The organism is Candidatus Stygibacter australis, assembly GCA_030765845.1.
Lineage (GTDB): Bacteria > Cloacimonadota > Cloacimonadia > Cloacimonadales > TCS61 > Stygibacter > Stygibacter australis.
In genome coordinates this window covers 1-12,171 of record JAVCDJ010000270.1, presented here as the reverse complement: position 1 = coordinate 12,171, position 12,171 = coordinate 1, and the positions used below count along the sequence as shown (strand labels likewise).

Sequence of the window (12,171 nt, the reverse complement as noted above, 5' to 3'; positions counted from 1 at the left end):
GGAAAAGATATAAAACTGAATTAATAATGCTGAACAAAATACGCGCCTGGATCAAGCTAACATCTATAAATGGTATCAGCTCTGTACGGGCGATCAAGATAGTGAAAGCACTTGGTGATCCACAAATATGGATAGATGACAGTGATTCTCCGCTGGCAGAATTTACTTTCGTGTCAGAAAATATGCTGGTATCACTTCAGCAAATGTCTGATCCACCTGACTGGAATAAAATTGCCGGTCTTATTCAGCAGCATGAACTCAAATTCGTCACATTTTTTGATGAGGAATATCCTTTTATCTTGAAAACTATCCCTGATCCACCTGCCTGGCTTTTCTATCTTGGCAATCTTCAGGAAAGCGATTTCACCAAAAGCCTGGCTGTAGTTGGCACCCGCAAGCCATCAAGTTATGCTATCACCCAGTGCAAAAAGATCACTGGGGAACTTGTCCGGCAGCAAATGGTGATTGTAAGTGGAATGGCTTACGGTATTGATGCCGTTGCTCATAGAGCAGCTCTTGATAATGGCAGCAGAACGATTGCCGTGATGGGTACCGGAGCAGAACAGATATATCCCCCTCGGCATCGAGAGCTGGCAGAAGAGATCAGGCAAAATGGTGCTTTGATCTCAGAATATCTGCCTGGCTCAGTGGCGAATGTCTGGAATTTCCCCAACCGCAACAGGATCATCAGTGGTCTCAGCCAGGCTACCTGGGTAGTCGAAGGTGGGATCAAAAGCGGTTCTCTGATCACTGCCAGATATGCTCAAAATCACAATCGTCCGGTCTTTGCTTTACCTGCTGATATAAACCGTGAAACTTCTGCAGGGTCAAATCATCTGATCCGAGAAGGTGCCTTTCCCGTTCTGCAAAGCAGCGATATTCTGGAAGTGATGGGCATCAGCAAAACAAATCTCTCAGACAATAATATCAAAATGGACAGCCTGAATGACCTGGAAAAGAAAATATATCAAATTCTGGTCAGTCAATCTGAAGAGGTGCAATTTGATCAATTACTGGTTCTTAGCAAACTTAAGATCAGCGAGTTATCAACTATTATTCTCAGTCTTGAGCTGAAGGGTTTTATCGGAAAAGCACCAGGAAACAATATTTTTGCAATCAAATAAAGAGGTAAATATGGAAAAAAGAGAAACCAGGATCAGTCGAAATTTTCTTAAATATCCGGCAGGCTCTGTCCTGATCGAAACAGGAAATACAAAAGTGATCTGTGCCGTTGCCATAGAGGAAACGGTTCCTCCTTTTATAAAATCCACTGAGCAGGGTTGGCTTACTGCGGAATATTCCATGATGCCGGGCAGCTCCAAACCCCGGGCACGTCGTGAAGTAAATAAAGGTAAAGTGAGTGGACGTACAGCAGAGATCCAAAGACTGATCGGCAGGTCACTTCGGGCAGTGGTTGACCTGAAAAAAATACCAGGCTATACAATTAAAATAGATTGTGACGTGATGCAGGCGGATGGAGGTACTCGCACTGCTTCTATCACTGGTGCCTGCGTGGCATTGTATGATGCCTTCAATTTCATGCTCAAAGCAAAAATGATCAAAGAATTCCCGATAAAGTATCTCGTAGCTGCAGTTTCAGTAGGGTTAGTGGATGATGAATTTGTTCTTGACCTTGATTATGAAAAGGATTCACAGGCTCAGGTAGATTTGAATGTGGTGATGCTGGAAACTGGTGAACTGGTGGAAATACAAGGTACTGCCGAAGGAAAAACATTCAGTCGCGAGCAATTGAACAAAATGCTTGACCTTGCTGAAACCGGTATCCAGAATCTGGTGGAAAGTCAGAAAGAAGCTCTGGAAACACGTTGAGGAAATTATGAAAAAAGTAGATCTAATTATCAGTAACTGCAAAGAATTACTCACCCTTAAGGGTGCCAATCGCGCCCGGACTGGCAGTGAAATGAATGATCTGGGGATAATATACGATGCTGCTATTGCTGTCAGCGATGGGAATATTATTGAATACGGTAAAGAAGCAGAAATTTTAGCTAAATATGATTTTAATGAGCATATTGATGCTGATAATGGCATTGTGATGCCGGGATTCGTGGACCCCCATACTCATCCGGTTTTTTATGCCACTCGCGAAAATGAATTTGAAATGAGAATTACCGGCAGGACTTATGTGGAAATTTCCCAATCCGGCGGTGGTATCCGCTCGAGTATAAATTCCGTGCGTCAGGCAGGTGAAGAAGAATTATATCAGCTTGCGCGCCAGCGGATCAAAAAACTGATCACTTGTGGCACTACAACTCTCGAAGCCAAAAGTGGTTATGGACTTTCTACAGAAAGCGAACTTAAGATGCTGCGAGTTATCAAGCGACTAAATAACAGTCTTCCGCTGGATATTGTTCCCACTTTTATGGGTGCTCACGAGTTTCCGGTGGAATTTAAAGATGACCATGAAGGCTATATCAAGCTTCTGATAGAAGAGATGCTGCCTTATGTAGCAAAAGCAGAACTGGCAGAATACTTTGATATTTTCACCGAAGAGCATGTGTATAATATTGAACAGTCTCGCAGATTGATGCAGGCTGCCAAAGCAAATGGTTTTAAGCTCAAGATGCATGCAGATGAGATCAAGCCCATAGGTGGGGCAGAGCTGGCTGCGGAAATGAAAGCCATTTCTGCTGATCATCTGGGTGCCTGCTCAGATGCTGGTATCAAAGCCATGGCAGATCAGGGTGTGATCGCCACTTTATTGCCCGGCACTATCTTCTCTCTGGGTATGAAAAGCTATGCCCGGGCGCGTGATATGATCGATGCCGGAGTGGCTGTGGCCCTGGCTACTGATTATAATCCCGGCTCCTGCAATTGTGATAGTATGCAGTTCATCATCACGCTTGCCTGCCTGCAAATGAAAATGACAGTTGCTGAAGCAATAACTGCTGCCACGATCAATGCCGCTGCTGCTCTGGAAAGAGCAGATAAAATAGGTTCTCTGGAAATTGGCAAGCAGGCAGATATTATCATCCTCGATATGCCTTCATATAAATTTCTACCCTACCACTTTGGTTCAAATAATGTCTCCAAAGTAATCAAAAAAGGAAAGATCATCTGGTCAGATATATCTAATAAGATTATTTTTCACTAAATATAACGTTATTACAGAAAAAAATTGTGAAAGCAGTTAACTGCTTTCACAATTGATAATGAGAAATCTGATAAGGACTATTCGTATTCTTCGCAATACCAGACCCCGGATTCGGGACGCGGGAGTGTGCAGGTAAATCTGTGATCGCAATTAATACATAATCCTTTAAAAGTCTGTTTTTTGGGGGCAGGTAGTTTATTTTTATCCTTCTCTGTTTTTGGAGGAGGGTCTTTCAATTAATCCTCCATTTTCAGGGGTTTTGCCGAATCAGTGACAGCATTGATCTTAACTGCATAACTGGATTCTGCTGCAATATCTTTATCAGTAATAAGGTGGACATCGAGCAGCCCATCAGTTTTATATCCGGTACGCAGGTAGTTCATTTCAGAAAGGCACAGGCTCCAGCCCTGCAGCCAGTTAAGTAATTCTCTGCGCTGCTGGTCATCACCGGTAAAATGCAGCAGCAGATCAATATCACTGGCAGGTCCGGCATTGGCATTTTTTACTGAGCCAAAGATATACATGGCTTGTACGCCAAAAAGTTCTGCTTTGATCATACTGGCGATTTTTTCTGCAATACGCTGGCGCCAGAGCCAGTGATTTTCTGTAACGGTTTCCGCTGGCATCATCACATTTGAAGAAACGGAGCTGGCTGAGTTTCTGGGTGCAAAATGTGCTAATGCTTCATCAAGGTCAGCGTTCATAAGTATTTTCAATACTTTGCCATCACACGTGGCAGGGATATCGATAACACGGATAGTATCAGAGAGATAGGCAAATTCAGGGGCAATATCAGGCAGAATATTTTCTGCTGAATTCAGGAATCTGTTATTAAAGACATTATTTTCTTCATCAGGATACAATGGCAGGTAGAGAATATTAGATTCCACCAGGTCTTGAAAGAAATGAGTACCAAAGGACAGGTCGGAAGTGAAGTGACCTTTTTTGCGAGCGATTTCGATAAGCACAGCAGTGTTATTAATATCAGAATAAGTGACGCTTACACCCAGTTTTATATCACCGCGGCTGCCCCAGCGTCCGGGACCCATGAGGATAAATTTACGTTTGGGAAGCAGTTTATTGATCTTACCTACTGCTCTTGCCACGCTTTTCATATCCTCCAGCGTGGTGAGACTGCTGTAGCCCTGGGGAGTAACATATACGATATGGGTGATTTCGGGAAGATAGCCATTTGCTATAAAGCGGTTTGCACTAAAGAGTATTTGATCCTGGGGGACATCTTTGGGAATGGCAGCAACCTGTTCAGATATTTTAGAGCTTTGTGCCCGGCATTGTAGCAGATAGAAATCATCACCATCACAGGCAAACTCAATATCTACCGGAGCATCAGTTTTGCGTTTCAATAAAGTGAGAATATCACCAATCAAGCTTACATATTTTTTAGAAGTATGATTAAGACCATGAAAAGTTACTATGGGATCGGAGCTGGCAAAATTCATCTGGAATTTATTGAGATTGCGGATGTCACCATTTTCGTAGAATGAGAGGATTTTATCTGCCATAGGATATTCATCGCCATACTCTTTCAGCAGCTTTTTGATCTCGATGGTTTCGAATGTGTTCTTTTTAAGATTGATAACATCAATTTTGTGAGGTGAATAACGGCAGACTTCATCAGGAGTTATGTTTACACGCAGGTCTGGTTGTCCGGGTGCTATCAATATGGGATAATCATCACTGAGCCGGTCAACAGCTCGAGTTCCTAATCCCGGAACTATGCGGATGAGCCCGTCATCCTGTTTGATACGTGGTGACCAGCGGAATTCATTGTGACTGAAAGCCACTCCGGCAAAGGCAGGGAGGAAATAATCACCGACCTTTTTGCCAACCACCTGCTGGATGATGATAGCCATTTCCTCGTGAAAATCCAGTAAGCCACGTTCGCGGCGATATTCAATGGGATCAGGGGAGAATACTGAGGCATAAACCTCAGCAACGGCATCAGCTAAAGCATTGATCTTTTCGATCCGAGTGCCTTGGTTAGCGAGGAACAGGCTTTTATATTTACCGGAAAATACTGCTCCTACACGGTCTTCGAGAAGGCTTGATGAACGCACTATAATAGGATTATCCCCAAAATCTTCGATTGCCCGATTAAATTCCTTGATGATCTCCGGTGGGAAATAGGAGTTTTTGAAAAGCTGAATAATATTGGCATATTCAGAGCGTACCTGTTCAATCTCTTTATATTTCTGCTCAATGATCTCTTCAAGATTATTGTAATAAAGAAAACGGTGCATAGTATTTGAGGTAATGTACCAGGTGTTTGGGTAGCAGATATTGATGTCATGCAGTTTATTCCCAAACATGGTAGAAGTTATGCTTTTTGCCAGAAATATCCCGGCGCTCTTACCGCCCAGCTTGCCATGACTGTTTGCCGGGAAGATCATGTGTCTGGTAAGTTCCCGGAAATAATTGATATCAACAAAATCTTTGGCAATATTGATGAATTGCAGTTGATCAGTAAAGAAACGCAGAATAAGAGAAACACTTAGATTCTTTTTAGTATAGTATGAGAGCTCAATTTTATCAAGATTAAGGTAGAAATACCTCTCTAAAGCATTTTGAATGTCGCTGAGAGAAGTTGCCATATCTTCCAGTGTCTGCGTAAGAAAGTTCAATTTATCTTCCTGAAGCCATTTCTGGATGTTAAGGAGTATTTCAACATCATCAAGATTATTCTCTGCCAGTTGAAAGATGTGTTTGCTCTGTTCAAGAAGCGTTTCTTTATCCTGGCGGTCTATGGGTTTGTTTGAGAACAGCAGTCCTTCTGGTTCAATATTTTCTGTACTGCATTCTATGGAATCTGGATGGCATTGTGATTCTGTTCTGCCTATCCAGAATAGATAGTTCATTAATTTACGGGCAATACGCAGATAATTATCAGAATCTGTGTGCCGCAGCAGTTCAATTATTGTTTTCCATTCAGGCTTATGCTTTTGGTTATCTGAAGCATGCTCCAGATCGAATAATAACTTCTTTAATAGGATGCGGTGTAGGAAAATTGAAAGTTTTTTACAGATTGTATCCAAAAGCTGCTGTTCTTCAGCCAGAAATTCGAGACTGGCATCATTATAAAATACCTTCACATTACCTACGCATTTATCATCAATGATCAGATCACTTTCCTGCCATAGATCGCTTTTGACGAATTGTGGACTATGGAACACTTCGTCATCGTATATTATCTGAACCGTACAGTTATCACTATATTGCCAGCCATATGGCATCAGTTCGATCACTTTTCGCAGCGCGGTTGCTAATGGCTGGTCAACTTTATTGAGGATCTCACTGATCTGGTAGATGCAATTCAGCTCTTTTTTCCGTTCATTGAGGTTATTTAAAATACTTTTAATATGCAGTTCATCGGTCATTTTAAGATAACTCCTTTATTTGCGATGCAATCTACAATTACTTCAATATTGTGTGAGCAGCGAATATGACTCACATGCTCTGTTTCTGTAATATTTTTTTGAGTATTTAACCATTTCCAGTCAATAGATTTCTTTTTTTCTTCCTGGATAGAAAGATAAAAGATACCAAAAGCGATCAGATTATGAAAGAAATGCGAACCCTGGCTTAGATCAGGTTTCATTTGGGGCAGGGTAGCTTCTATAATTGCCTTGGCACCAGAGATCATGCTCCAGGTTACAGGAATGCCCAGCCAGGGATCAGAGGATCCCCATCTGCCAAATCCGATTAATAAATAGGGTCTTTTCTCCTTGGTAAGTTCACGATTTATTTGAGCAATTTCACTGGCAATTGTCCGGCTGTTCACTGCATAAAATGTGTCAGGTTTCACATAGACAATATCAAATATATCTTCCCGTGAGCCATTTCCCAATACGGAATTGCTTTCTGCCAGAATCTCTGATTGAGGATGATCTGCACAAATTCTGCTTGTATTTCCAGTTAATGCCAGCATAGTTCGCACCTGCAGGAATCCCAGATGATATTCAGGCTTGCCAGTGGTTTCATTGATATTATTTTCTAAAGCAAATTCAATTTCGACATCAGATTGATATTCTTCATGGCAGAGATGTAGAAGTTTTTTTAAAGTTTCGTTTAAGGGGATTTTATTATATTTTAAAATCGGTGAAAAGTCAATTAATCTGGCACCTTTTTCAGGGATGCCTGAGATAAAGCTGTCATTCTCATACTGATATGTGGAGCAAAGTAATGAGATTATTCCATCCTCTTCGGCTTTTTCAATCGAGTTCTTTTGCATGAATTCTATTTCTGAAATGGGATTAAATTCCTTGATCTCGCCCATCTTGATAGACCAGAATTCCCGCTGACTGTTATCAAGCATGTCCTTATTGCTGTTAACAGGCGGTGGTGATTGTGGTGAGTGCGGACAATATATCCATGCTGTTCCACCATCCACGATTGTTTTGCCTAAACCAAGTGCCAGATTGATAACTCCGTCTTCACGTCGGGAGTTCTGCATTGGATAATAATTATAGGTGCGCCCCACCCCTGAAATGAGGGGATAGAAATTATCCCCATAGCGGTTGCCGACCACATCCTGAATGATCACTGCCATTTTTTCCTCTTCCACTTTTCTGCCAATTGTTTGGAAATAATCACGTGAATCTGAAAAGAATAGAGAGGAATAAATATATTTTATTGCCTCAGTGAGCTTATGAAACCGGCTTTCGATGTCCTGCTGATTATTGGGCAGCATTTTGGTGGCATAAACTCCCGCAAAGGGCTCCGCAGTCGAATCTTCCAGGAGACTGGATGAACGCACTGCCAGAGGGATCTTTGTCCCGGTGATTAAATTCCGCAGGTCTCCTACTATGGATGGCGGCAGACTGGCTTTTTGAAAGGTATGAGCAATAAAGGCATCATCAGATGAACTCAAGGCTATGGGATAGAGATCATTTTGCTTCATAAATTGATCAAAGATATCAGTGAGGATAACTGTCATTCGGGGAATGGAAACTGTGATCTCAGTATCTTCAGATTGATTAAGCTGCTTATCAAGAAGTTCCTGTATTTTTATCAGTCCGGCAGCTTTACCTCCAGGTTCACCTTTGCCCAGAAAATCAAATGTTCGGGTTCTATTCTCTCTTGAGTATTTCCTCTGATCACCTGTGAATTCCATTCAACTCCTCCGATCATTTTTTTTGAAGGAATGGTACCGGGGTAGCGGTACCATTCCACTAACATGAAGTTTTGCTTTTTTAATTGGGCAGCCTAAACCCAACCTCTATCTTTACATGCTTGAGCAACTCTATTGATCGCTATGATATATGCTGCATCTCGCATGTATAAGTCCTTTGTTCTGGCAAGTCTGGAAACATCCAAAAAGGCGGAGGTCATCTTAAGATCAAGCTTGCTGAGCACCTCATCTTTTTCCCAGTAATAATTCATATTGCACTGCACCTGTTCAAAATAACTGCAGGTAACGCCACCGGCATTAGCCAGAAAATCTGGAATAACGAAGATGCCGTTTTTGTGAATTACTTCATCTGCTTCTGGGGTTGTAGGTCCATTTGCACCTTCGGCAATCACTTTCACTTTTGTATTAATGCTATTTACATTATCTTTACGGATCTGGTTTTCCATGGCAGCAGGTATTAGGATGTCCACTTCCTGAGAAAGCCAGGCTTCACCATCGAGTATTTCATAGTCAAATTCTTTTGCTTTGGCTTGATCAATTCCACCAAATCTATCTGTTATACTTCTTAATTCTTCCAGATCGACTCCAGTTTCTTTTTTGAAGGAGAATGATTTCTGTTCGTTCTGATCCCAGCAGGATACGCAAATCACTTTTCCACCCATCTGAGTATAAAGTTCAATTGCATATTGAGCTACATTGCCAAAGCCTTGAACACTGGCTGTAGTTTCAGCAGGATTGATATCCAGCTCACGCAGAGCTTCTCTTAATGTGAATACTACTCCATAACCAGTAGCTTCAGTTCTACCTAATGAGCCACCCATCCCTACTGGTTTACCTGTGATGAATCCAGGGAATTTTTTGCCATGGATCGTTTCATATTCATCAAGCATCCAAAGCATGTGCTGACCATTGGTCATTACATCTGGAGCCGGAACATCTCGCAGTGGTCCCACATTATAGGCAATCTGGCGTACCCAGCCACGGCAGATCTGTTCCTGTTCACGTGCACTCAAATTATGAGGATCACAGATCACTCCACCCTTACTGCCTCCCAGAGGAATATCTACTACACTGCATTTCCAGGTCATCCAGGTTGATAAAGCCTTCACTGTGTCTGCTGTCTCGTGAGGATGGAACCTGATCCCGCCTTTAGCTGGTCCGCGTGCATCATTATGCTGTACGCGAAATCCCTTAAATACTTTAGTTGTTCCGTCGTCCATTTTAACCGGAATACTAAAATGATACTCACGCATCGGATTGCGGAGCAGTTCCCGTGAGCCCTGATCAAGGTTCAGTATATCTGCAACCTTATCAAACTGTTCCTGTGCCATTCTAAATGGATTAAAAGCCTTTGAATCCATCTTTACCTCCAGTAATTTTTTTTCTCTTAATAAGACATTATGCACGAGATGTGCCAAATGGAATAAATAATATATAATATCAGCTAAATTACTATAAATAGAGATAAATAGAAGTTAAGATATTAATGATTGTAATAATCGTCAAAAAGTAAATAAGTGGGTAAATATTCCCCACTGGTGATTTATGTACCGCCTAATCCAGTTTGCTGCGCAGCGTCTTTCGGTCAATTCCCAGTATTCGTGCTGCCTCTGATTTATTGTTCCCGGTCTGCTCCAGTACTTTTCTTATATAATCGCTTTCCATCTTCGCCAGAGTACGCTGCAGATTACTTTGCGGGTTATAGCTTCCTTTTCTCATATAATCCGGCAGATCAGCAGGTTTGATACTCTCGCCAGTATGCATCACCACCAGTCTCTGAATGAGGTTATCAAGTTCGCGCACATTTCCGGGCCAGGGGTATTGCTGGAGTAGTGCCAGGGTATCTTCCCGCACAACTGGCAAATTAATACCCATATCAAGGGAGTGTTTTCGCAGAAAATGGTTGATCAGCAGCAGGATGTCATTTCCTCGTTTCCGCAAAGGAGGGATCTCGATATTGATCACATTCAGTCGGTAATAAAGGTCTTCCCTGAATAAACCAGCTCCTACAAGGCTGCGCAAATTTTTATTCGTAGCTGAGATTATTCTGATATTAACTGCTACCGGTTTGCGTGAACCTACCAGATAAACTTCTTTTTCCTGGATAACCCGTAATAATTTAGACTGCATCATCAGGCTCAAATCACCTATCTCATCCAGAAATATTGTGCCACCTTCTGCGGTTTGGAAAAAGCCGGCTCGCGTAGTATCTGCACCCGTAAAAGCACCTTTCACATAGCCAAAAAGTTCGCTTTCCAGAAGCTCATGTGGAATAGCAGTGCAATTTACCGGTACAAAGGGAGCAGAACTCCGCCTGCTTTGATAATGTATTGCTCGGGTCACCAGTTCTTTGCCTGTTCCGCTTTCACCGGTTATCAAAACGGTTGCTGAAGTACGAGATGCTTTTTCTATTACCCGGAATATTTCCTGAAGTGCTTCAGAGCTGCCGATCAAGCCATATTTGTCACTGGCAGGAGTCTCGCTTTCCAGGCTTTGTCTGGTTTGCACTTTTTTTATTTCTTTCTGCACCAGGGTCAGCAGTTCTTCACCGGTAAAAGGTTTGGGGAGATATTCCCCAACACCCTGCTTCATCGCCTCTACAGCGCCTTCTATTGTTGCATATCCAGTGACCATCATCAAACCTGTATTATGATAATTCTCCCGCACATAATGCACTAATTCCAGACCACTTGCCCCTGGCATCTTAAGGTCAGTTATCACCAGCTCAAACGTGCGGCTCTGCATGATCTCTACTGCTTCATCCACGCTGGAAGCTGTAAGCACAATAGGGTAGTGCGGGTGCAGATGTCGTCTGATCATTTCCCGGGTATCAGCAGAATCATCAACTATCAGGATAGCGGTTTTACTTTTTGGCATAATTTTGTCCTTTATTATAATTGATCGGGAAATTAAGGATCACAGTAGTGCCTTCATCGATGATTGATCTCACTTTGATCGTACCGCCATGAGCTTTCACAATTCCATGCACTACAGAAAGACCAAGTCCTGTTCCTTCACCTAATTCTTTGGTGGTAAAGAAGGGCAAAAATATCTTTTTTTGAGTGCTGCGGTTCATGCCCACACCATTATCCTTTATTTTGATCTTGATTTGTTCATTACTTCTTGTTCTGGTTATGATCTCCAGAAGTCCTCCGCCTGGCATTGCCTGCTCAGCATTCACCAGCAGGTTAATGATCACCTGTTTTAATTGCGAAGTATCTGCAGTGATCTCTGGCAGATCATCTGCCAGATCAAGCTTTAAACTGATGGAATGCTTGCGGATGCGGCTGCCTACTATCTGCAGACTTTCACTGATCACTTCATTGATATTCACCTGGCTTCGCTGCATAGGCATTTGACGCGCAAAAAGAAGTAATTTACGCACTATCTCCCGGGCATGTAATGATGAACTGACTATTTTTTCCAGATCATTGCTCATGGAACTGCCAGTCTGCAATTCTGCTGCCACAAGCTGGGCATAACCCAGGATATTGGAAAGAGGTTCATTAAGCTCATGTGCTATTCCCGCAGCCAGTTGTCCGATAGTAGCAAGTCTGTCTGCCTGACGCAGCCGTTCTTCTATCTCCTGTTTTTCCTCTTCTGATTGCAGTTTACGGTAGATTGCCCCTGTAGCTCCTGCTATGGAATTTAATAAGTCATATTCTTCTGTCAGAAATTCCAGTTCGCGCTCTAACAAACAAACTTTCACTTCCCCCACCAGTTCCCGTCCAGAATATATCTTGCTTTTAAGCTCTTTTTTACCTGACTGATAGTCTAAGGATTGATATATATGTTTACCTATTTTAATGCAGCAGCCGGTTTCAGCAGGATACTGAAATGATTCAGGGATCATCATCACCAATTTCTGAAAGGTCTCATCCATCTCCAGTTCCACATCATGCAGAAG

General features: G+C 42.3%; 8 protein-coding genes. 3 read left to right on the top strand and 5 right to left on the bottom strand.

The window, feature by feature from the left end; genetic code table 11:
• The first annotated feature begins 26 nt into the window (after positions 1 to 26).
• Genes dprA through hutI form a run of 3 tightly spaced genes read left to right on the top strand, consistent with a single transcriptional unit; the run spans position 27 to position 3,115 of the window.
• Positions 27 to 1,124, top strand: a complete 1,098-nt coding sequence (dprA, locus tag RAO94_13665; protein ID MDP8323387.1) for a DNA-processing protein DprA — start codon at positions 27 to 29, stop codon at positions 1,122 to 1,124.
• Positions 1,125 to 1,134: 10 nt separating this feature from the next.
• Entirely contained in the window at positions 1,135 to 1,830 is a 696-nt protein-coding gene (gene rph / locus RAO94_13660) for a ribonuclease PH (GenBank protein MDP8323386.1), read from the top strand.
• A gap of 7 nt (positions 1,831 to 1,837) precedes the next feature.
• A complete protein-coding gene (gene hutI / locus RAO94_13655; protein ID MDP8323385.1) occupies positions 1,838 to 3,115 on the top strand; it encodes an imidazolonepropionase in 1,278 nt (425 codons plus the stop codon).
• A gap of 236 nt (positions 3,116 to 3,351) precedes the next feature.
• On the opposite strand, the gene RAO94_13650 is transcribed toward hutI, so the two are convergent.
• The 5 genes from RAO94_13650 to RAO94_13630 all read right to left on the bottom strand — a co-directional run.
• Positions 3,352 to 6,510: a PEP/pyruvate-binding domain-containing protein gene (locus RAO94_13650; protein ID MDP8323384.1), complete on the bottom strand. Its 3,159-nt coding sequence runs from the start codon at positions 6,508 to 6,510 to the stop codon at positions 3,352 to 3,354.
• A complete protein-coding gene (locus RAO94_13645; GenBank protein MDP8323383.1) occupies positions 6,507 to 8,246 on the bottom strand; it encodes a PEP/pyruvate-binding domain-containing protein in 1,740 nt (579 codons plus the stop codon). The genes RAO94_13650 and RAO94_13645 overlap by 4 nt, the downstream gene beginning before the upstream one ends.
• Positions 8,247 to 8,338: 92 nt before the next feature.
• Positions 8,339 to 9,625: a Glu/Leu/Phe/Val dehydrogenase gene (locus RAO94_13640; GenBank protein MDP8323382.1), complete on the bottom strand. Its 1,287-nt coding sequence runs from the start codon at positions 9,623 to 9,625 to the stop codon at positions 8,339 to 8,341.
• Between the two features lie 193 nt (positions 9,626 to 9,818).
• On the bottom strand, positions 9,819 to 11,141 hold the full coding sequence (locus RAO94_13635; protein ID MDP8323381.1) for a sigma-54 dependent transcriptional regulator: 1,323 nt from the start codon (positions 11,139 to 11,141) through the stop codon (positions 9,819 to 9,821).
• A partial coding sequence (locus tag RAO94_13630) for an ATP-binding protein (protein ID MDP8323380.1) occupies positions 11,128 to 12,171 on the bottom strand: 1,044 nt, incomplete at its 5' end. The genes RAO94_13630 and RAO94_13635, both read right to left, overlap by 14 nt.